Origin of the sequence: Acinetobacter sp. GD03645 (assembly GCF_029845285.1) — a bacterium.
GTDB classification, from domain to species: domain Bacteria; phylum Pseudomonadota; class Gammaproteobacteria; order Pseudomonadales; family Moraxellaceae; genus Acinetobacter; species Acinetobacter corruptisaponis.
On sequence record NZ_JAOCLL010000015.1, the window covers coordinates 19,447 to 42,064 of the forward strand.

The 22,618-nt window shown below is 44.2% G+C and carries 20 protein-coding genes; 14 read left to right on the plus strand and 6 right to left on the minus strand.

Annotated elements, in window-relative coordinates:
- Positions 1–151 precede the first annotated feature (151 nt).
- Positions 152–2,176 carry a choice-of-anchor I family protein gene (locus N5J47_RS12720; protein ID WP_279960255.1) on the plus strand — a complete coding sequence of 675 codons (2,025 nt, stop codon included), beginning with the start codon at positions 152–154 and terminating at the stop codon, positions 2,174–2,176.
- 39 nt (positions 2,177–2,215) lie between these two features.
- Here N5J47_RS12720 and N5J47_RS12725 read toward each other — a convergent pair whose 3' ends face one another.
- Positions 2,216–2,836, minus strand: coding sequence for a TIGR00730 family Rossman fold protein (locus tag N5J47_RS12725; RefSeq protein ID WP_279960254.1), 621 nt, complete (start codon positions 2,834–2,836; stop codon positions 2,216–2,218).
- 325 nt (positions 2,837–3,161) lie between these two features.
- Here N5J47_RS12725 and N5J47_RS12730 point away from each other — a divergent pair, with 325 nt between their 5' ends.
- From N5J47_RS12730 to N5J47_RS12750, 5 genes are all read left to right on the plus strand, one after another.
- Positions 3,162–4,745: a TerC family protein gene (locus N5J47_RS12730; protein WP_279960253.1), complete on the plus strand. Its 1,584-nt coding sequence runs from the start codon at positions 3,162–3,164 to the stop codon at positions 4,743–4,745.
- An 81-nt stretch (positions 4,746–4,826) separates the two neighbouring features.
- Positions 4,827–5,297 (plus strand): YchJ family protein, encoded by a 471-nt coding sequence (locus N5J47_RS12735; protein ID WP_279960252.1) that lies wholly within the window; start codon positions 4,827–4,829, stop codon positions 5,295–5,297.
- A gap of 52 nt (positions 5,298–5,349) precedes the next feature.
- A complete protein-coding gene (locus tag N5J47_RS12740; RefSeq protein ID WP_004680789.1) occupies positions 5,350–5,994 on the plus strand; it encodes a trimeric intracellular cation channel family protein in 645 nt (214 codons plus the stop codon).
- Between the two features lie 416 nt (positions 5,995–6,410).
- Positions 6,411–8,630 carry a DNA topoisomerase IV subunit A gene (parC, locus tag N5J47_RS12745; RefSeq protein WP_279960251.1) on the plus strand — a complete coding sequence of 740 codons (2,220 nt, stop codon included), beginning with the start codon at positions 6,411–6,413 and terminating at the stop codon, positions 8,628–8,630.
- Between the two features lie 157 nt (positions 8,631–8,787).
- A complete protein-coding gene (locus N5J47_RS12750; protein ID WP_267981605.1) occupies positions 8,788–10,467 on the plus strand; it encodes a long-chain-fatty-acid--CoA ligase in 1,680 nt (559 codons plus the stop codon).
- A 322-nt stretch (positions 10,468–10,789) separates the two neighbouring features.
- Here the strand turns inward: N5J47_RS12750 and N5J47_RS12755 are convergent, their stop codons facing one another.
- Both N5J47_RS12755 and N5J47_RS12760 read right to left on the minus strand, forming a co-directional pair.
- Positions 10,790–11,179, minus strand: a complete 390-nt coding sequence (locus tag N5J47_RS12755) for a hypothetical protein (RefSeq protein ID WP_267981604.1) — start codon at positions 11,177–11,179, stop codon at positions 10,790–10,792.
- A 298-nt stretch (positions 11,180–11,477) separates the two neighbouring features.
- Positions 11,478–12,044, minus strand: a complete 567-nt coding sequence (locus N5J47_RS12760) for a helix-turn-helix domain containing protein (RefSeq protein ID WP_279960250.1) — start codon at positions 12,042–12,044, stop codon at positions 11,478–11,480.
- 182 nt (positions 12,045–12,226) lie between these two features.
- On the opposite strand from N5J47_RS12760, the gene N5J47_RS12765 reads away from it, so the two are divergent.
- The 3 genes from N5J47_RS12765 to ppa all read left to right on the plus strand — a co-directional run bounded on the left by N5J47_RS12765 (position 12,227) and on the right by ppa (position 13,937).
- Positions 12,227–12,481: a hypothetical protein gene (locus tag N5J47_RS12765; RefSeq protein WP_279960249.1), complete on the plus strand. Its 255-nt coding sequence runs from the start codon at positions 12,227–12,229 to the stop codon at positions 12,479–12,481.
- A gap of 414 nt (positions 12,482–12,895) precedes the next feature.
- Positions 12,896–13,294 (plus strand): MAPEG family protein, encoded by a 399-nt coding sequence (locus N5J47_RS12770; RefSeq protein ID WP_267981602.1) that lies wholly within the window; start codon positions 12,896–12,898, stop codon positions 13,292–13,294.
- Between the two features lie 115 nt (positions 13,295–13,409).
- Positions 13,410–13,937 (plus strand): inorganic diphosphatase, encoded by a 528-nt coding sequence (ppa, locus tag N5J47_RS12775; protein WP_005060879.1) that lies wholly within the window; start codon positions 13,410–13,412, stop codon positions 13,935–13,937.
- A gap of 102 nt (positions 13,938–14,039) precedes the next feature.
- Here ppa and N5J47_RS12780 read toward each other — a convergent pair whose 3' ends face one another.
- On the minus strand, positions 14,040–15,326 hold the full coding sequence (locus tag N5J47_RS12780) for an OprD family outer membrane porin (protein WP_267981601.1): 1,287 nt from the start codon (positions 15,324–15,326) through the stop codon (positions 14,040–14,042).
- Between the two features lie 734 nt (positions 15,327–16,060).
- On the opposite strand from N5J47_RS12780, the gene N5J47_RS12785 reads away from it, so the two are divergent.
- Positions 16,061–16,828, plus strand: a complete 768-nt coding sequence (locus N5J47_RS12785; protein WP_279960248.1) for a TorF family putative porin — start codon at positions 16,061–16,063, stop codon at positions 16,826–16,828.
- Positions 16,829–17,284: 456 nt separating this feature from the next.
- Complete coding sequence (locus N5J47_RS12790; RefSeq protein ID WP_267981600.1) at positions 17,285–18,049, plus strand: TorF family putative porin; 765 nt, start codon at positions 17,285–17,287, stop codon at positions 18,047–18,049.
- Positions 18,050–18,100: 51 nt separating this feature from the next.
- On the opposite strand, the gene N5J47_RS12795 is transcribed toward N5J47_RS12790, so the two are convergent.
- Both N5J47_RS12795 and N5J47_RS12800 read right to left on the minus strand, forming a co-directional pair.
- A complete protein-coding gene (locus tag N5J47_RS12795; protein ID WP_279960247.1) occupies positions 18,101–19,588 on the minus strand; it encodes a YifB family Mg chelatase-like AAA ATPase in 1,488 nt (495 codons plus the stop codon).
- Between the two features lie 69 nt (positions 19,589–19,657).
- On the minus strand, positions 19,658–19,885 hold the full coding sequence (locus N5J47_RS12800) for an accessory factor UbiK family protein (RefSeq protein ID WP_279960246.1): 228 nt from the start codon (positions 19,883–19,885) through the stop codon (positions 19,658–19,660).
- A 275-nt stretch (positions 19,886–20,160) separates the two neighbouring features.
- On the opposite strand from N5J47_RS12800, the gene glnK reads away from it, so the two are divergent.
- The 3 genes from glnK to nrdR all read left to right on the plus strand — a co-directional run bounded on the left by glnK (position 20,161) and on the right by nrdR (position 22,614).
- Positions 20,161–20,499: a P-II family nitrogen regulator gene (glnK, locus tag N5J47_RS12805; protein WP_000780326.1), complete on the plus strand. Its 339-nt coding sequence runs from the start codon at positions 20,161–20,163 to the stop codon at positions 20,497–20,499.
- A gap of 68 nt (positions 20,500–20,567) precedes the next feature.
- Positions 20,568–21,983: an ammonium transporter gene (locus N5J47_RS12810; protein ID WP_267981598.1), complete on the plus strand. Its 1,416-nt coding sequence runs from the start codon at positions 20,568–20,570 to the stop codon at positions 21,981–21,983.
- Positions 21,984–22,149: 166 nt separating this feature from the next.
- Complete coding sequence (nrdR, locus tag N5J47_RS12815) at positions 22,150–22,614, plus strand: transcriptional regulator NrdR (RefSeq protein ID WP_267981597.1); 465 nt, start codon at positions 22,150–22,152, stop codon at positions 22,612–22,614.
- The last annotated feature ends 4 nt before the right edge of the window (positions 22,615–22,618 follow it).

Below are 22,618 nucleotides of genomic sequence, written 5' to 3' on the forward strand. Positions count from 1 at the left end.
ATAAAGGTTTTAGCTTAGTTTAAGGCAACCCTGATGAAAATAAAGGCTTAAATTGTCAAGGAGTCGTCATGGAATTGACATGAAACTGTCATCCAACTTGAATCTCAAGGCATTAGCTTAGCCGTACAAAAGAAATGTATGGAAGTTGATGATGAAATTTAAGATTTCAGTTTTATTGACGGCACTGCTGTCAGTGGGGATGGTTGGCTGTGAAGATGATCAGGACATCTTGCCGAAAGAAGAGGTGCAGCCAAAACCAGAAGTGGTTGAGCCGAAGCCTGAACCTAAGCCAGAGGTTGAAGCAACGCCAGAGCATATTCAACTCAGCTTGTTGGGACGTTATGAAGCGGGTGCGTTTGGTGTCAGTGCCGCGGAAATTCCAGCCTATGATCCTGCAACAAAACGCGCGTTTATTGTCAATGCCAAAGCAGGTGCATTGGACGTACTTGATTTATCCAATCCAGCCCAGCCTGTATTGCTCAAATCACTGACTGTGACGGATATTGCTGCGGGTGCGACCGTGAATAGCGTGAGTATTCGTCAGGGGATTATTGCAATTGCCATTGAAGCAGGCAAGAAAACCGATACAGGTTTTGTGGCATTTTATCAGGCAAGTGATTTAAGCCGTCTAAGCTATGTGCCTGTGGGGGCACTGCCTGATATGTTGACCTTTAGCCCAGATGGTCAAACGGTATTGGTTGCCAATGAGGGTGAACCGTCGGATGATTACCAAATTGACCCAGAGGGTTCAATCAGTGTGATTAATGTCAGTGACATTCTTAAGCCAACCGTGAAAACAGCAGATTTCAAGGCGTTTAATAATCAAAAAGAAGCATTGCTTGCCAAGGGTGTGCGTATTTATGGACCGAATGCCAGCGTTGCCCAGGATTTAGAGCCTGAATATATTGCGGTTTCCAGTGATGGCAAAACCGCCTGGGCCAGCCTACAGGAAAATAATGCGATTGCGGTGATTGATATTGCCACAGCAACCGTGACTTCGATTGAGGCATTGGGACTGAAAGATCATGGTTTAACGGATAGCTCATTTAAATCCATGCTGGATAGCAGCAAAAATTCAAGTAATGGATTGGATGTGAGTGATTTTGATGGCAAGAAAACCGTACAGGATATTCTAATCAAGGCATGGTCGGGCCTGAAAGGCATGTATCAGCCAGATAGTATTGCTGCATATACCGCAGCGGATAATAAAACCTATTTGGTTTCTGCCAATGAGGGCGACTCGCGTGCATGGGGTGAGACGACCGTAGAATATTTTGGCCTGACCAAGCCAAAAGATTTAGAGAAAAATAAATTAAAACGTTGTGATAATGACAACAGCAAAGGCTTTGTTGAAGAATGGCGTGTGAAGCATCTTGTGCATAAAGATGGTTTTGACCGCCGTTGTGCCGATGATTTACCTGCACATTTACGTGATCTTGCCGCAGGTGCGCATCTGAACCCAACTGTATTTAGCTATTGTGGCGCAAGCAAAGGTGATGCGGGCGATTGCCGTGATGATAAACAGTTGGGGCGTTTAAAAGTGACATGGACACAAGGTTATCAAACTGAAAATGGTAAACCTGTGTACTACTCCAAAGCAGGCGATAAAATCGGGGTCAATGGTAATCCACTCACCGACTATCTGATGTATGACGCACTCTATGTATTGGGTGGCCGTTCATTCTCGATTTGGGACACGCAGAATCAGGTCAAGATAGCTTATGATTCAGGCGACTTTATTGAACAATACCTGAATAGTGATCAGTGTAAGTTAGGTAAGACGCGTAACATTCCATGTAAAAACTGGTTTAACAGTAACCATGAAAAAGGAAATACACTGGGTGGACGCAGCAGTAACAAAGGCCCAGAACCAGAAGGTCTGACCATTGGTAAAATTGGTAATAAACAATTCCTGTTCTTAGGCCTTGAACGTATGGGTGGCGTGATGGTCTTTGATGTGACCCAGCCAAAACAACCGATTTTTCAGGATTATTTAAATACTCGTGAAATCTGGGATGAAGCGGATCCATCAAAGAACTTGTCTGCACATGGTGATCTAGGCCCAGAGGGATTGATCTTTATTGCCGCCAAGGATTCACCAAATGGCAAACCGTTGCTGGTGGTGGGGAATGAGGTCAGTGGTTCAACCGCGATCTATCAGGTCAATACACAGTAAAAAAAAGCGGATCACCAGATCCGCTTTTTTGTGTTCTTTTTAAACCCTGATATGTTCAGGACTATTCAGGTTTTTGATGACATTGGAAATCTGCTCAGGATTTTCACAGATAATCAGTTTGGCGCGATGCTGTGGCGGTAAAAAGCCCTCTTCAACGGCATGGTCAAGCTGGGCAATCAGCGCATCATAAAAACGGTTGACGTTATAGATAATCATCGGTTTCTGGTGCTGGTTGAGCTGTCCCCAGGTGGCGATTTCCAGAATCTCCTCAAACGTTCCCAATCCGCCTGGCAGGGCGATAAAGGCGCTGGCACGTTCCGCCATCAAGGCCTTGCGTTCATGCATGCTCTTGACGATATGCAGTTCGGTCAACTGGCTGTGTGCAATTTCATAATCCAGCATAAATTCGGGAATCACCCCAACCACTTCACCGCCATGCTCAAGCACGGTGTCAGCAACCTGACCCATCAGCCCAATGCTGGCCCCGCCATAGACAATTCCGAAACCCTGGGTGGCAATATGCTGGGCCAGTTCAATGGCTGTGTCGCAGTAAATGGGCTTGTTGCCTGCACGGGAACCGCAATATAAGGCAATCAGGGATTGGGTGGTTTTGATGGGAGATGTTTCGTTGTTGTCAGTCATTTTTACAATACTATTCATTCAGTTTATTTTTACCTTATCATTTTCACTGTCGTTGTCTAGGTTAAATGACTTTTATGACAGTTTGATGCACACTTTCCGTACAGGCTTCTCTGTAAACTTTAGAAAAAAATTACCAAGATCATCCCCATAAAAATGATGAATTTCACCGTAATCTTGCCTATACTGAAAATCCTTTTATTAATCTATGTACCTCTATGAGTAGTGGTTGTTGTCGCTCCGCTTTGTTCTTTTTTCCTATAAAAAATGTTTTGGCTACCTGTGCCGATCTTTTAGATTTTAAATTTCATCATAACACTGCCAATTTTGCAGAGGAGTCAGCTCAATGATTCTGGAATGGATGTCCGACCCCTCTGCATGGGTTGGCCTAGCGACATTGGTTGTACTTGAAATTGTACTGGGTATTGATAACCTGGTCTTTATTGCCATTTTGGCAGAGAAACTACCACCGCACCAACGTAATACAGCCCGTAGGGTGGGTTTGGTGCTCGCATTGCTGATGCGTCTGGTGCTGCTTGCATCCATTGCATGGGTGGTGACCCTAACCGAACCACTATTCCATATATTTGACCATGCTTTCTCAGGTCGAGACCTCATCCTGTTGTTCGGTGGTGTGTTCCTGTTGTTTAAGGGAACCATGGAGTTGCATGAACGGATTGAGGGCAAGCAGGCATTAAAAGAGGAAAACCCTGTCCATGCCGCGTTCTGGATGGTGGTGGTACAGATCGTGGTGCTGGATGCCGTGTTCTCACTCGACAGCGTGATTACCGCCGTGGGGATGGTGAAAGAGCTTTCCATCATGATGATCGCGGTGACCATTGCGATTGGTATCATGCTGCTGGCGTCACGCCCGTTGATGGATTTCGTCAATAAGCACCCAACCGTGGTGATCCTGTGTCTCGGCTTCCTGATGATGATTGGTTTCTCACTGGTGGTGGAGGGCTTTGGCTTCCATATTCCGAAAGGCTACCTCTATGCGGCGATTGGTTTCTCTGTGCTGGTCGAAATGGTCAACCAAACCATGCGCCGCAATCAGGAGAAACTGGTCACCACCACAGATTTACGCTACCGCACGGCATCGGCTGTGTTGCGTATGCTTGGCAGTAAGGGCAATGGTGGTGAGGGGCAGAACAACGAGTCTGAAGATGTGTTGGCGACACAGGCCTACGCCAAGGAAGTGTTTGATGAGGACAATGGCGTGTATCACAGCGTACTGGTGCAGGGCGTATTGGGCCTGTCTGAGCGTCCTGTAAAATCGGTGATGACTCCACGTCCTGAACTGGAATGGCTGGACCTTGAGGCTGACCCAGCCGAATTGAAAGAACGCTTGATGGCAATGACCCATTCACGCCTGATTATTGCACGGGGTGAGCTGGATAACATTGAGGGTGTGGTACTGACCCATAAAATTCTCAATGAATACATTGAAACAGGAACGATTGATTTCAGTAAACATCTGCGTGAACCTGTGATTGTGCATGAAAATGCGCAGGTGTTGATGGTGATGGAGCAACTGCGTCAGGCACCGTTACAAATGGCAATCGTACTGAATGAATATGGTTCGATTGAGGGCATTGCCACACCAATTGATGTCCTGGAAGCGATTGCAGGTGAATTCCCTGATGAGGACGAACTTGAGGCAGCGGCGGAAAGTCTTGAAGATGGTTCCATGATATTGGAGGGTTCAACTGATATTCGCCATGTTTCATTGTTGCTGGGTAAAGACCTTGTGGATGAAAGTGAGGAATACTCAACCCTGTCTGGTTATCTGTTGTTCCATTTGGGCCGTTTACCTGAAAATGGTGAGACGGTTGAAGCAGATGGCTACCGCTTTGAAGTAGTGACCATGGATGGGCACAAGATTGAGAAAGTGCGCATTATCGCGGAAGAGAAACAAGCAGAGAAGTAATTAGTTTCCATCTCAATAGCCTTCGAGTTTGATCTTGTTGTACAAGATTTTCTCAGGGCTATTTTTATTTGAGAGTTGAAAATGACCTCCTTGGAAAACTGTCCATGTGGACAGGGGCAATATGTAGCGTGCTGCCAGCCCCTGCATTTGAAACAGAAAACGGCCCAAACGGCTGAACAGTTGATGCGTTCACGCTATAGCGCCTTTGCCTTGCAGCAGATTGGCTACATTCTGGAAACCACGGCATTGGGGCAGCAGGTTTTTTTAGACCGTGCTGCGATTGCGGATTGGAGTCAGGCGAATCAGTGGCTGAAACTGGAAGTGGTACAACACCAGCCCAAACTGGATAAAAGCCATGCCTTGGTAGAATTCAAGGCCCATTACCATGATGGAAAGCAGCAACACGTTCACCATGAGGTTTCACATTTTGTGTTGCATCAGCAATACTGGTATTTTCTTGATCCAACGCTGGATATGCAGATCACCATGAAACAGCCCTGTATCTGTGGTTCAGGGAAAAAATTTAAGCAATGCTGTGCGCAATTCATCTAAGTTTGACTTAAAATAGTGCACACTTTTATGCCTGATTTAAGGATGTAGGCAGATGTTGCTCACCGTGATTTATATAATTGCCATCACTGCGGAAGCCATGACAGGTGCACTGTCGGCAGGGCGACGGAGTATGGACTGGTTCGGTGTGGTGCTGATTGCCTGTGTCACTGCACTGGGTGGTGGCTCCGTGCGTGATGTGTTGCTGGGACATTATCCCCTAACCTGGGTCAAGCATCCTGAATATCTGGTTTTGACCTGCTGCGCGGCATTTGTCACCATCATTATTGCCAAATGGATGAAGCATTTACGCAGTGTGTTCTTATTGCTTGATGCCATGGGATTAATTGGTTTCACCATCATTGGCTGTCAAATTGCCTTGTCGATGGGACATGGTTTTGTGGTTTCCGCCGTGGCTGGGGTATTAACAGGGGTATCGGGTGGTATTTTGCGCGATATCTTGTGTAATGATGTGCCACTAGTGTTCCGTCGTGAGCTGTATGCCAGTATTTCCTTTGTTGCGGTGATTTGTTACTGGGTCTGTCTGGAGGTTGGACTACCACATGACCTTACCGTAATTTTTACCTTGGTGTTTGGTTTCACCTTGCGCGTGATTGCAATTTATTTTGGTCTGGAAATGCCAAAATTTATTTATAAGGAAGATGATGCCGAGTCTGCATCTTCAACGGATGAGCATTGATTTGAATCCGAGCCACGGTTTCAAGAAATGGAAGCTATAATGAAAGATATAGATTTTACTAGAAAAGATTTTTATAAAAGTAGCGCGCTTTTTGTTTTCTTAATGATCATATATTTAATGGCACATTATAAATTTCAGCTAGAATTCTTTAGTGTTTTGCATGATGCATTCTTATTTGGTGTTATTTTAGGTTTGTTCAAATTACTACGAAAAAGTAAGGATGATCAACAGAACTATCTTTTTCCCAATATCTTTTTTATATAGCTCATTATTTCTCATCTTATCCTGAATAAATAAAATATCATCTCTGAGTCACCACTTGACGCACTCATAGCAATAAACACTTGTCACATCTCATTCATCGACTTAGCATACCAAATATTGACGATAACAATGATTTTGGATGACTTGCTGATATGACCAGCCTTGCACATCATGCAACAGAAAACCGCTCCGTAGCCGAATTCACAGAACAAGCTTACCTCAACTATGCCATGTACGTGATTATGGACCGTGCATTGCCACATATCAGTGATGGCCTAAAACCCGTACAGCGCCGTATTGTCTATGCCATGAGCGAGCTGGGCTTGAAGTCAACAGGCAAGCCAAAGAAGTCTGCACGTACAGTCGGTGATGTACTGGGTAAATATCATCCGCATGGTGACTCTGCCTGTTATGAGGCGATGGTGTTGATGGCACAGCCATTCAGCTATCGCTATCCACTGATTGAAGGACAGGGCAACTGGGGTTCACCTGATGATCCAAAATCATTTGCGGCAATGCGTTATACCGAAGCCAAACTTTCTGCCTACAGTGAACTGTTGCTGAGCGAGTTGGGACAGGGCACCAGTGAATGGCAGGACAACTTTGATGGTTCGATGAAAGAACCAATCACTTTACCCGCTCGTATTCCCAATATTCTCTTGAATGGTACGACGGGTATTGCAGTGGGTATGGCAACCGATATTCCACCACATAATTTACGTGAGGTGGTGAAAGGGACGATTGCGCTGATTCGTAACCCTGAAACCACCGATGAAAAACTGGCGGAATATATTCCTGCACCAGACTTACCGACCAAAGCTGAAATCATTACCCCGCCTGAAGAGTTGTTAAAGATTCAAACCACAGGGCGAGGTAGCTATCGGGCACGTGCGGTGTATACAGTAGAAAAAAATGAAATCGTGATTACGGAGCTTCCATATCAGGTTTCAGGCTCTAAAGTTGTGACTCAAATTGCCGACCAGATGATTGCGAAGAAGTTACCTCTGGTCGCAGATATTCGTGATGAGTCGGATCATCGAAATCCAACGCGTTTAGTCATTGTATTGCGATCTAATCGTGTCGATGCGGAAACAGTGATGAGCCATTTATTTGCAACGACAGATTTAGAATCAAGCTATCGCGTTAACCTCAACATGATTGGGGCCGATGGTCGTCCGCAGGTGAAATCTATTCGCCGTATTTTATTGGAATGGATCGAGATTCGTAAGCAAACCGTCACCCGCCGTTTGCAATATCATTTAAATAAAATCGAAAAACGTTTGCATATCCTGGCAGGTCTTTTAATTGCCTACCTTGATATTGATACCGTGATTCGCATCATCCGTGAGGAAGACCAGCCGAAACCTGTGTTGATGCAGCATTTTGGTATTGATGACATTCAGGCCGAAGCCATTCTGGAACTCAAACTTCGCCATTTGGCCAAGCTTGAAGAAATGGAAATCCGCTGCGAGCAGGAGGAGTTGGAGGCAAAAGCAGCCATTATCCGTGAACAACTGGCAAATCCAGAATCATTGAAAAGCCTGATTATCAATGAACTGAAAGAAGATGCGAAAAAGTTTGGTGATGACCGACGTTCTCCAATCGTTGCGCGTGCGGATGCCGTCCAGATTAAGGAACAGGATTTAATGCCTGCCGAAACCGTGACGGTGGTGTTGTCTGAGGCTGGGTGGGTACGTGCCGCCAAAGGTGCGGAAGTTGATGCGGCCAACCTGAATTATCGTGCAGGTGACCAATACTTGAGCCATGCTGTGGGTAAAACCAATCAGAGGGTGTATTTCCTTGATGAGACAGGGCGTAGCTATGCCTTGCCAATCAGCAGTTTGCCATCGGCACGTGGTTTGGGTGAACCCCTGAGTTCCAAACTTGCGCCAGCAAGTGGCGTATCCTTTATTCAGGTCTTTATTGAGGATGATAACAGTGAGCTGCTTGCCGTCAGTTCAAATGGCTATGGCTTTAAAACCCAGGCCGCACAGTTGGATACCAACGCCAAGGCAGGTAAAGCGTTCTTAACTGTTGCAGACAAGGCGACCGCCTTGCCATTGCTTCCAATTCAGCAGGCCACCCATGCCGCAATCCTGAGTTCATCAGGCCGTTTACTGATTATTGACTTGGCCGAACTGCCTGTCCTGAACAAAGGAAAAGGTAACAAGTTGATACAACTTGAGGAAAAAGAGCAGATTTTATCCATGACAACCCTGACGTTAGATGAAATAATCCAAGTCGCTGCAGGACAACAGCACTTAAAACTGAAAGGGGATGATCTCCAAAAATATATAGGAAAAAGAGCAACAAAGGGGCAACTTTTACCACGGGGATACCAAAAAGCAAATAGACTCTTCATTCAGAGATAAGGCTAGTATTCTGTAATACAAATACGTTATATATGACAATGTATTCATATTGTTTGAATAGGTTGACAGGGCAATTCAAAAAGTTAAAAAAAATGTTTTGTCATGGAAAGTAACGTTGTTACATTTTTAAGGATTACCACTCGGAGATAATGGCATTATGGAAAAGATTTGGTTTGCTGAATACCAAAAGACAGGAATTCCAGAAACAGTTGCACTGCCTGCTGAAAACACCTCACTTGTTGATATTTTTGAACGCAATTTCCAAAAATTTGGTTCACGTGATGCCTTTATCTTTATGGATAAAGTTTTAACGTATAATGAATTAGAAGTCGCTAGCCGTAAATTCGCAACCTATCTACAAAGCCTTGGTTTGGCAAAAGGATCGCGTGTTGCGGTGATGATGCCGAACGTATTCCAGTATCCAGTGGTGGCATTGGGTGTGTTCCGTGCAGGTCTGGTACTTGTGAACGTGAACCCGCTCTATACAGCGCGTGAGCTTGAGCATCAGCTAAATGACTCAGGTGCTGAAGCACTGGTGATCATTGAAAACTTTGCCAGCGTATATCAAAGCATCATTGGCAAAACACCTGTGAAGCATGTGATTGTTGCCTCTGTAGGGGATATGTTGGGTACGCTTAAAGGCACCATCGTAAACTTCGTTTTACGCAAGGTCCGCAAGCAAATTCCAGCATGGAGCATCCCTGGCCATGTGAAGTTCAACACAGCGTTGAACAAGGTGAGCCCAAGCAACTACAAGCGTCCAAGCCTGACTTTAAGTGACACGGCTGTACTTCAATATACGGGTGGTACAACAGGTGTTTCTAAAGGCGCTGAGTTGACTCACCGTAACCTTGTATCAAACTTATTACAATGTGAAGCCATCTTCTCAAGCAAGTTTGGTGAAGGTGATGGCACCAAAGAAGACCGTATTGTGTGTGCATTGCCGCTTTACCACATCTTTGCGTTCATGGTTTGTGCCATGTACGGGATGTATAAAGGTCAGGCCAATATCCTGATTCCTAACCCGCGTGATCTTCCAGCGGTTGTGGGCGAATTGCGTAAATACCAGCCTTCATTCTTCCCAGCAGTGAACACATTGTTCAATGCCTTGGTGAATAACGAAGAGTTCAAGCAGCTTGACCATAGCAAATTGAAGATGGCGATGGGTGGTGGTATGGCAGTATTGCCATCGACTGCTGAAGCGTGGAAAAAAGTGACGGGCACTATCATCATTGAAGGTTATGGCTTGTCTGAAACCTCACCAGTTGCAACAGCAAACCCACCAGCAACTACAGAGTTCAGCGGTACGATTGGTATTCCATTGCCGTTGACCGAAGTTGTATTGCTTGATGATGATGGTAATGAAGTTCCTCAGGGCGAACAGGGTGAAATCTCGATTCGTGGCCCTCAAGTCATGAAAGGTTACTGGAACCGTCCTGATGAAACTGAAAAAGTCATGACGAAAGATGGCTTCTTCCGTACTGGCGATGTCGGTGTCATGGACACACGCGGTTACTTCAAGATTGTAGACCGTAAGAAAGACATGATCCTGGTATCTGGCTTCAACGTTTATCCAAGTGAAATTGAAGAAGTAATTGCAAAACATCCGAAAGTATTGGAAGTGGCTGCAATTGGTGTTCCAGATGAAAAATCAGGTGAAGTGCCGAAGTTGTTCATTGTGAAGAAAGATCCATCTTTAACCACTGAAGAAGTGCTTGCTTATGCAAAACAAAACCTAACTGGCTACAAGTGCCCACGTTATGTTGAGTTTATGGATGAATTACCTAAATCAAACGTTGGTAAAATCCTGCGTAAAGATTTACGTAAACCAGCTTAAGCTGTGCTGTAAAAAACGCCGCAATTGCGGCGTTTTTTTATTTAATCTGAGTTAAATATAAAATTCTAAGTGAAATATGATACTCGGAAACGTCATCCGCAATTGTTTGAGACAGGACTCCGTTAATAAAGTATTGTTTCTGCGATTCATTAATTAGCTGATGGTAGTCAACGAGTTTTGCGGATGACAATGCCTTTGCTTACTTTGGGCGAAACCAAAGTAAGGCGAGCCGCAGGTTGATCCTGAAATTGGATGAGCACTCGGCAAGATTCCACCAAGAATTTTTCCAATAAGTTAGAGAAGTCTTGAAGCCTAACTCAGGTTATTTATGATTAGATTTCATTAACCAGCGATCAATATAAGGGCGGCCAATACCCACAATTCCTACAAACACCAGCATGGTGGCAAGCTGAAAACGTAAACGGCTCGGGTCGATTCCATTAAAGCTAAAATAATTGTCGGCAAAGACATATAGCACAATCACCAGTAGCCAGTGCCAAAGTGTGAAACGCTGAATCCCCACCGCATAAAAGGCAATGGTCAGCACCACAAAAGTTCCCAAGGTAGACTGCCAGTTTAAGTTGGCACAAATCACGCTTAGCAGAAACGCCATAATAGGCAGGACCACTTTCAGCGCGCGATCAACCAAAAGCTGATGCTGTCGTTGTTGGGCCAGAACATCAAACATTTCTTTTTGATCTTGAGGTTGCATAACTTGACCTTAAAACAGTATGAAAAAACACCACTTCTACACAAAGAAAATAAGTAACCTTGCGTTCAGCTACACTTGATTTATCCCATCCACCATCCTCTCATCTTATCAATACAGCATCAAAGTGCTTTGCTAAGGTTCAGGGTTGTGTGAGGAATAGGGCAAATTGTATATTCTTTCTAAGTTACAAAATCTACAATTTGTGTGTAGTGATCACTCACCACTACACGAGGGAATATACAAGATTAAATATTTTTGTACAGGCAAAGCGGCATTGCATTTTTTTTATGCACCAGAATCAGATCATCAGCAGGAAATAATCCAGCAGGCTATCTTGTCTCTCGCCCCAATTCATTCTTAAAAGTTCAACAATAGACCCATCAATAATAGACCCATCAATAATGAATAAAAATATCGCTGCATCCTCCATTGTGGCGCTAGTTTTGATTTTTAACAGTAAAGACCAGATTTGCTCCAGTAGCCATGTTCTATATTCAATAACAATTTGATAGGCGTTGGGATATAACTTCTCAAGCTCAAAAATAGCCTTAAACAACAAATGATACGGGCCATTTAAATCAACATGGAGCAGATAAATTTTCCTCAATTGGTCGACCACATTTGAATGACGATAAGCCGTCTTAATATTGCTGATTTTTTCTTCCAGAGTTTCTTTTTGAAAAACAAGGCACAGTTCTATAAGTTTTTCTTTGGACTGAAAATAACGATAAAACGTTGCCTTCGCCACATTGGTTTCCCTAATAATCCGATCCACACTCACCTCCTGAAATCCATACAAGTTAAAAAGATTTCTTGAGTAATCAAGCACTGACAAGGCTCGTGAGGAGATTTGCAAATTTGGCATAAGCACACCACCGAACATAAGTTTTTTTGTTGTATATCCATGAGATCAAAACATCAGTGTCTTTTCAGGAACGTAGAAAATAGACAAGACTGTGCCTTAGCCATCTCACATGCTTTATTGTTGATATGATTTTTTAGTTGGTCTGATCTAAAGTTTGTAAAACCTATAGACGATCAAACAGCATGAAAGGTTTGCTGGAATGTATGGGAATAAAGGCTTTGGCAATGATTGCCGATGAAAAAACAGAAATGGTGCGCATAGTAAACCCCTGTAAAATAGAAGTTCTACCAAACCATTGCCTGATTATGGTGGCAGAACGAAAGAGGGTTGACCGACTGGTTTCAACTCCAGCACACCCGAAGGTGTCCCTCTCCCGTCCTACCGCTACGGGAGGAGACGAGGAGTTTACACACAAAACTATTCCTCAGAAAGAATAGTTCTGATGTAGTTGAAAAACGGTCGGTCAAGACCGACTGGCGATGTAGGCCAGTATGCACAGAATAATCTGTGAGTTCGTGAGTGTCAATGTAAAGAAATGGCAAGCTATTAAATTTATTAGCTTTTAATATGGTGGCAGAACGAAAGAGGGTTGACAGACTGGGCATACAGAACCAGCACGCACGAACGCGTCCCTCATCCGTTCTACCGAAAAGGAGGCACGGCTATAGATACTTGAAGTCTTGCCCCAAACCGTTGCGGATGAAGTGTCCGAGTATCATATCTCATCAAGGATTTTATATCGAATTCAGGTTATACAAAAGAAACACTTGGCGAACAAGCACAAATGAAAATTCAATAGATTATGAGTTATGATAGCATGATCAGAAGAACTTCAAATGATGGATGTGAGCATGCAAGGTATTAGCGGCATTATATTGATTATTATCGTCGCATGTTTGTTGCCGTATGTTTTTACCCTGATTGCAAAATCAAAAGGTGGTTTTCAGGCAAAGGATAACCAGAATCCGCGTGAGTTTCTAGCCAAGACCACAGGTCTGGCGGCCAGAGCCAATGCGGTGCAGCAAAACAGTTTTGAAAGCCTGCCCCTGTTTATTGCCGCAATCCTGATGGCCGAATATATGGTGGTGCCAGAGAAATTCATTCTTACCCTGGGCTGGGCATATATCGTATTTCGGGTGATTTACGGAATATGTTATTTGGCCAATCTGGCGACCTTGCGTTCAATCATCTGGTTTTTTTCAATACTTTGTCCCATCTTCCTTTTTGTGATTACCATTAAAATGACCTAAGCAGCGTTGGGCAGAAAATTCACCAGCGCTCAGCATATCTAGCATCATTTTCCTTGTATTCACGTTATAATCTGTCGGATTTTCATCTGACTTCACAATATAAACGAGTGTTGATATGAGTTATAGCAATATTCCTGCGGGTAAAGACGCACCAAACGACATCTATGTCATTATTGAAATTCCTGCAAACGCAGCGCCAATCAAATATGAAATCGACAAAGATTCTGATGCGTTGTTTGTAGACCGTTTCATGGGTACAGCAATGTTCTACCCAGCAAACTACGGTTATGTGCCAAATACATTGTCTGAAGATGGTGACCCATTAGACGTGCTTGTTGTAACTCCACATCCTGTTGCTGCGGGTTCTGTGATTCGTTGCCGTCCAGTGGGCAAACTGAACATGGAAGATGACGGTGGTATCGATGCGAAACTGATCGCTGTTCCACACGAGAAGTTATCTCCACTATATAAAGATGTTCAGGAATATACCGATCTTCCTCCGCTGTTAATCAGTCAGGTTGAGCATTTCTTTGCACACTATAAAGATTTAGAGCCTGGAAAATGGGTGAAAATCAGTGGTTGGGAAAATGCCGCTGTTGCGAAAGAAGAAGTGTTGAAAGCAATCGAAGCTGCTAAAAAATAATTTTAAAAGATAAAGCCTGATTTTATCATCCTAAAATCAGGCTCATAAAAAAACCGCCATTCAATTGAATGGCGGTTTTTTTATGAGTTGATCTAAATTGAATTAGAACAGTTTCACTGGAATATCAAGGAACAGGCGCCATTCATTGGTGTCACCGATATATGCCTTGTCATAGGCATCGCTGGCACGGTAGTGTGAATAACGTACTTTCAAGCTGGTGTCTTTTGCGAAACCGCTTTGAATCTTGTAAGACACCTGATTGAAGAACTCACGTTCCTTTGCATTGTCATCAACAAGGTTGTTCTTGTTGTCTGTCGCATGGATGTTCCAGCCATAGACATAGGCGGATGTCCAGCTTAAACCTGCAAGGTCAAGCGCGGAGAAATCAAAGGTGTATTGAAGCTGGGCCGATTTCTCGCGGTTACCAATAAAGTCAGACAGGTAAGAGTTCGGCAGGTAAATACTTTGTCCACCGTCAGCATTTTGACCATAGTCATAACCGACATTACCCGTGTTTTGCTGGTAAGCCAGCATCACAGTGTGTGGGCCTGTGTTATAGGTGGTTGAGAACGCCCAAATATTATTTTTCTTATCTTCGCTGGCTGGGCCAGTCGCAGAGTAAGTGTTGGCATTCTTGTCAAACTTGGTGTGGTAGCCACTCAGGTCATACGTCAGTGAGCTTTTGTCAGCAAGGGATTGCTTGTAGTTCACATTGGCATAATGACGCTCAAGCGTATCTTTACTGTCCAAACCATAGTAGGCGGTATTTAACTGATCATTCACCTTGTATTTGGCACCCCAAACCACCGCACGGTCCAATTCGTTCTGGTCAGTGGCGATCTGGTCTGGAAGCTGGTTCTTGGTAAATTTACCCGCAGTCAATTCCAGCCCGTTAATTTCACGGCTGGTGATCAAGGTACCTTCAAAGTATTCAGGCACCATACGTGTGGTCATGCTTGCCAATACAGGCAGGTCGAGAACCTGTGTACCGTAGCGTACAGTGGTGTTTGAGAAACGCGCCTTCACGCTACCGCCACCACGGGTCCACTGGTCATAAGGTGAATTGTCATTCTTTCTTGGCACCATGCTGTTGCCAGAATGTTCATTGTCACCAATTTTAAAAGAGAAATCACCTACCGCACCGACACCAAAACCCACAATGCCTGGGGTAAAGCCTGATTCAACATTCAGCATTGCTGACTGTACCCATGAACTGGTGTCTGGAGCACCATTTTTTTTGTCACGGGAAATATAACCGTTACGTAATAAAAGAGACGCCTGGGTATCTTGCACAAACCCTTTTGCTTCGCTTTGTTCACTTGCATATGTTGAGGAGATCAATGCGGCATTAATCAAAACCGCCAATATAAGTTTCTGTGCCTTTGGCATGCTAAGCCTCATAAATAACAAATTTGGGGAGAGAAACTGAAAATTTGACCAATTGTATAAGTTGTGCGTAAAAAAGATAGATTTTTATTAAAATAATTTAATTAATTTTAAATAAAATACTTATAGGATATTGTGATTTATTTCCCATTTAAAATCACCATTTGTTTGATTTAATTATTTGATTATATTTGAATTAATATTTATTTTTGATGGTGGTTTTAATGGATTGTTTTTTGATTTATCTTTATTAAAATATGTGATTATTTGATGTATTTTTTCTTTTAATTTAATTATTTATTTACTAATTGGTTAAAAATAGCCCGCTTAACTGGCGAAAAATACCATCCCGACGAACGGTATTGGTGCTGAATTACATCTCAGTAGATTCCATCTGGCGCATTGTTCCACTTTTTCTGCACTTTTATTGAACATTTTATCTGGAGAGGGCCTGCAATATGAATTTCAATCATTCCAACGGTTTTCATGGGTTAAAAAAGCATTATTTTTGTGCGAAAAATAGTCTGGTTTTATTTATGTGCCTTTAAATGGTTCAAATTTCAGCCAAAATCCTGCATCAAACTTATAAATAATGAGGGTGAAAATGCTTTTTAGCCCTTTAATGATACAAATATGCGATTTTATTGGCTTTTATTGAGTTGGCATAGCCTTTGCAAGATACATTTTGATGCAATTTAAAACATAAATCAGTCAAATATCCATCATGGGGAGATCAAATGATGAAACTTGCATATAAAGCAGTGGCGTTAAGTGTTATGGCGATGGCTTCAACTTTGGCAATGGCTGAAGAATCGAATGCGCTGTCTCAGGCAGGTGTAAGCTTTGCAGGAACCGCTGCCTTAACTTCAGATTACCGTTATCGTGGTGTGACCCAAACTCAAAATGACCCTGCGGTGCAAGTTGGCTTTGCATTAACGCATGAATCAGGCCTTTATGCGGGTGTCTGGGGTTCCAATGTAAATTTTGGTGGTGCTGATCCACATCTTGAGCTAGACCCATATGTTGGCTATGCAACTGAACTGCCATTTGCAGGCAAACCAACCTTGGATGTTGGCCTATGGTATTACGGTTACCCAAGCGCATCAGATATCAATTGGCTTGAGCTTTACGCGAAACTTGGATTCAAGGATGTATTGACCTCTGGTGACAGCTTGCTGGGTGCAGTCAACTATACCAATGACTTTGCTGGTCTGGACGAGAATGGCTGGTATGTAAACGCAACCTATAATGTGCCGTTTGCCGCTGGCTTTGGTGGTGTGGCAAGCATTGGCTATACCAAGGTGGATAACTACGACTTTAGCGACAGCGGCAGTGAAGATGACACCTATGTTGACTGGAAAGTGGGCCTAACCTATAACGTGAAGTCTGTTTCTGGCTTGACTGCTGAACTTGCTGCGATTGGCACCAATATTGATGCCAATGCCCAACCATACAAACGCGGTACAGAAACGGGTGCGGTGTTTACCTTAACCAAGGCGTTCTAATATAGTTGGGGGTTTGTATTGAACCTTCATTTATAAAGGTTTGCCAGATCCTCTAGCGAAGAAAACAGCCAGCACATATGCTGGCTGTTTTTTTTATATCTGCAATTCATCTAGTGTGAATCATTCATTCAGTATAGGGAAAAGCATCCCTGCACTTTTAGGGCGCACAGGAACGCTAAAAAAAAGCGCCGTTTTCATGCGCCAACATTCTCCATGACTGCACATTATTACTGCACCATATCGGTAAATCCTGAGTAAATGTTAAAATTTATCAGGAGCGGTAATCATAATTAATTTTTATATCTAATTGTTATTTAATATGAAAATATATTATTTTACAAAATTTTTTCTAAAGTTCCTGCATTCCATAAAAACTGGCACAGCATTTGCTAATTACACAGTGATGCAATTCAAAACATGAATCAGTTGAACATCTATAATATGGGGGAGATCAATATGATGAAATTTGCATGCAAGGCTGTTGCTTTAAGTGTTATGGCTGTAACGTCAACTTTCGCTTTGGCTGAGGATAGTAAGCTTCCATTCCCAGGTGAAGTCACAGGTAATATTAGTGCTGTATCTAGCTATAATTTACGTGGCATTACCAATGCACCTGAAAATAGTGGTCCAGCTGTACAGGGTGGACTGGACTATGGCTACAATGGCTTCTATCTTGGTTATTGGTTTTCAACCCTGGATTATTCATATGCCTGCCTAAACCCAGATGGCTGTAGCGATACAAACTCAAGGGATTCTTTTGAAAGTGATTTTTATGCAGGTTATAAAGGCAAAATCACAGATGATCTAGGCTATCAGGTTGGTGGAACAATTTATTATTACTATCCTGGCTGGGAATCAACAGGATATGAAACTTTCCTGGGTCTAAGCTATAAAGAACTCACCGTAACGGCTCAAACGCTACTTAACAACGTTACTTTCGGTAATAAGGGCGACACCTATTTCCTTGCGACTTATGCACCTGCATTGCCTGCTGGTTTTACAGGTAAGGCGCAGATTGGTGCTTATTATTATGGGGATGATGATGAGTTCACTGCAAAAACAGAAAACACCTTTGCTTTCCGTCATGCAACGCTTGGTTTGTCTCATGCTTTAGGTGAAACAGGTGCAAACTGGAGTCTGGATTACATCCTGGGTGGCTATGACCGTACTGACACCAAACAAAAGAACAAGGTTGTGTTGGGACTGGCTTACGCTTTCTAATAACAATAAAAATCAAAGCGACCTCTAAGGTCGCTTTTTTTATGGCCTGATTTAGGCTGAATTACCCCGATAAGACAGTGCTTCAGTTAAGTGCGAACTTGAAATGATTTCACTTTCTGCCAAATCCGCAATGGTTCGTGCCACCCGTAACACCCGATGGTAGGCACGGGCTGAAAGGTTCAGGCGCTGTTGGGCTATCTCAATAATTTTGCTTGAGCTGTCATCCAGACAGGCATATTGTTCCAGCAAAGTGGGTGATAGTGCCTGATTTAAACATTGCTGTCGCTGAATTTGCTGCTGATAGGCTTTCATCACCCGCTGACGCACCGTTTCAGAGTTTTCAGTTGGTGTCCGTTCCTGTAATTCCTGTGCCTGCAAAGGGGGCACATCAATGTGCAGGTCAATACGATCCAGCAATGGGCCAGAAATACGGTTTTGATAGCGCTGGATACTTTCAGGTGAACATTGGCAGCGATTGTCCTGATGAAAGGCATAGCCACAGGGACAGGGATTCATCGCGGCAATAAATTGGAAGTTTGCTGGAAAGGTCATTTGCCGTGCGGCGCGAGAAATGACAATTTCTTTGGATTCAAGTGGCTGGCGTAAAACTTCAAGGACTTTTCGGTCAAACTCAGGCAATTCATCCAAAAATAACACACCTAAATGGGCCAGGGTAATTTCACCTGGTTTGGGTTGTGAGCCACCCCCAACCAATGCTATCGCTGAAGCAGTATGGTGCGGTGCGCGGAATGGCCTCTGCCCGAAAGTGTGCTGAGCATTTGCAACTGAGTAGATGCTGGCAACCTCTAAATTTTCCTGCGCATTTAATGGCGGCAAAATAGAGGGCAAACGCGAGGCGAGCAGGGTTTTTCCTGTGCCTGGCGGCCCCTTAAATAATAATGAGTGTCCACCTGCCGCGGCAATTTCCAGCGCACGGCGGGGGCGTAACTGTCCTTTGACATCGGCAAGGTCAAATGGGTAGCGTGAGGATGCCGCAGTTGATTTTTGTGGTGCAGCTTTTAGTGGTGAACTGCCCAGAAAATGTGCACACACTTCCTGTAAATGATTGGCTGCATACACTTCAAATTCAGGTAGTTGGCTGGCTTCATCGAGATTGGCGGTTGGCAGTAACAAGCGATGTTGTGCCTGCTGGCAAGCCATGGCAATGGTCAATGTCCCTGAAACAGGGCGTAAATGCCCGTCCAGTGCAAGTTCACCAATAAACTCAAAACCATCGGTACAGTTTTCGGGTAACTGTCCAGAGGCGATCAGAATACCCAGTGCAATCGGCAAGTCTAAACGGGAACCATCCTTGGGCAGGTCTGCGGGTGCCAGATTAATGGTTAAGCGCTTGGTTGGAAACAGAAAACCACTGTTGATAATCGCAGAGCGCACACGGTCCTTGCTTTCACGGACTGCGGCTTCAGGTAACCCCACAATGGTTAGGGAGGGTAGGCCTGAGCTGATATGGACTTCCACTTCGATCTGAGGGGCATGTAGCCCCAGTAAGCCCCTCGTATAAATTTTGGCAAAAGACATGTTGTTATTGTTCCATCATGGTGCTTTATTTTTAGTCATTGTTCAGTATTGGTTGCACTGAGTTGGTGCTTATTTTTTGTTCTGCACCATTTCTTCAAGTGTTTTCATTTGCTGTTGCAACTCACTCAGGCGCTGGTTGGCCGAATTCAGTGCTGTTCGCTGACGATCCAGCTCCTGTTTTGAAACCAGGTCCAGTTTTTCGATGCTTTCATTCAGGAGGGCGCGTAAATTTTTTTCTAAATCTTTTTTCGGCTGGTCAACTTGCTGCAAAATGGCTTGTAAAAGTGTCTCAATCATAAAGTGCTCAATCGGTTATGGGTATTTGTTGCCCAGTGTATCACTGCTCACTGCATTCCCATAGCCTTGTGCATCATGGCTGGATGAGTGACTGATAAATCTAGCTAAATAGTCGCAGTTGAAACTTATTTTCGATTGGGTATCTACATCTTCAAGGCTAAATAGGTTATAAAGAAAGCTTGTGTCCAGTATTTTAAAACCCCCAACCTTTAAATATTGGCATGAAAATTGAACATAAAACCTTACTGGTGAAAATAAGCCGAAGGAAAACAAACATGAAGCTTGTAACTGCAATTGTAAAACCATTCAAATTGGATGACGTGCGTGAAGCACTCTCTGATATTGGTGTTCAAGGGATTACCGTAACTGAAGTCAAAGGTTTCGGGCGTCAAAAAGGTCACACAGAACTGTACCGTGGTGCAGAGTATGTGGTTGATTTCCTACCAAAAGTAAAGATTGAAATTGCGATTAGCGATGAAATGGTTGATGCGGTGATCGAATCAATTACCCGTGTCGCAAGCACAGGAAAAATCGGTGACGGAAAAATCTTTGTCACCAATCTAGAACAAGTCATCCGTATTCGTACTGGTGAGACTGGGCCAGACGCTGTCTAAATTGGCATAAAGTTTGCTGAGTTAGAAATTAAGACAGATAGCTCACAAAATAAGGTTGGGGGACACGAATGAAAAAAATGCTTATGGCGCTCAGTCTATCTGGCGCACTCTTAGGTGGCTCTGCTGTAGTTTGGGCAGAAGACGCCGCATCTACACCAGTCGCTGCTGAACAAACTATGGCGGCAACTGACACCGCGGTTGCAACACCAGAAACTGTAGTGGCTGAGGCGCCTGCAACTGAAGAGGCAGCTCCTGCCGCTGAAGCTGCACCGACAGTGGATACAGGTGACACGGCGTGGATTCTGGTTTCAACAGCGTTGGTTCTGTTGATGACCATTCCAGGTCTGGCTTTATTCTACGGTGGTATGGTACGTAAGAAAAACGTACTGAGCACCATGATGTTCAGCCTTTCTGCGGCAATTCTGGTTAGCTTGATCTGGGTGATTGCAGGCTACTCACTTGCGTTCTCTGGTACTGGCGCATACTTTGGCGACTTGTCGAAAGCCTTGCTGAATGGTGTTGCATTCGATGCCTTGAGTGGAACCATTCCTGAAAGCCTGTTTGTTATTTTCCAAATGACCTTTGCCATTATTACTGTTGCGATTATTAGCGGCTCAATTGCAGACCGTATGAAATATTCAGCATTCATGGCATTCATCGCAGTTTGGGTGATCCTGGTTTACGCACCAATCACACACTGGGTTTGGGCAGCGGATGGCTGGTTATTCAAGGCAGGCGCACTGGACTTTGCTGGTGGTACAGTGGTTCACATCAACTCAGGTGTTGCTGGTCTGGTTGCTGCATATATGCTGGGTAAACGTACAGGCTTGGGCCGTGAGTCAATGGCGCCACATAACCTGACTTTAACTGTTGTGGGTGCAAGCCTGATCTGGGTGGGCTGGTTCGGCTTTAACGGTGGTAGCGCATTGGGTGCTGGTGCTCGTGCAAGTATGGCAATCCTGGTCACTCAAGTCGCTGCTGCCGCTGCCGCATTCTCCTGGTTGGTGGTTGAGCGTGTCGTTCGTGGTAAAGCCTCAGTTCTTGGTGGTGCTTCTGGTGCGGTTGCAGGTTTGGTTGTGATTACACCTGCTGCTGGTTTCGTTGGTGTCGGTGGTGCGTTGGTGATGGGCCTGATCGGTGGCGTGGTTTGCTTCTGGGGGATTACTGCACTGAAACGCCTACTTAAAGCAGATGATGCATTGGATGCCTTTGGTCTACACGCTGTGGGTGGTATGGTAGGTGCCGTATTAACAGGTGTCTTCTATAGCGATGAAATTATCAAGGCGGCTGGTGTGGTTCTTGCTCCAACATTTGCAGGTCAATTGTGGATTCAAGTTGAAGGTGTGTTGGCAACCATCGCATATAGCGCAGTGGTGACATTCATTATCCTTAAAGTGATTGATCTGGTGATTGGTATTCGTGTCAGCGCTGATGACGAACGTATGGGTCTTGACCTAAGCCAACATGGCGAACGTATCGAATAACTGATTATTCAGTGATCCAAAAACAGCCCATCAGGGCTGTTTTTTTATGTATTTATCCTTGGGCTTTCCTTATGCTGTGATTAAAACAGTGCTCTGCTTTTGCCCAGGTTCAGCAATTGCCGAAACTTTGCTACACTTAAGCAAAGTGATAAATAACTGCGCCACTATGCATTGTCCATTTTGTAACGCTGCTGATAGTAAAGTCATTGACTCCCGTCTGGCTGCTGAAGGCTGTCAGATTCGCCGTCGCCGTGAGTGTGTTGTTTGCGGTGAGCGTTTTACCACCTTTGAGAGTTATGAAGTGGTGATGCCGCGGGTCATTAAATCGGATGGAAAAAGTGAACCTTTTGATGAGGCAAAACTTCGCCGCTCATTGATGCATGCTCTGCAAAAGCGTCCTGTGACCCAGGAACAAATTGAAACGGTACTCAGTGATATTCAGTCGCAGATCCGTCGTCTGGGTGAGCGGGATGTGAAGTCGAGAACCATCGGTGAGATTGTCATGCAGGCATTGTTTGCGCTGGATCATGTCGCCTATGTCCGTTTTGCCTCTGTTTACCAAGATTTTCAGGATGTTGAGGCATTTCGCCGTCAGATTGAGCAAATGCAGCAACGTGAAAATGAAACCTGAGTTA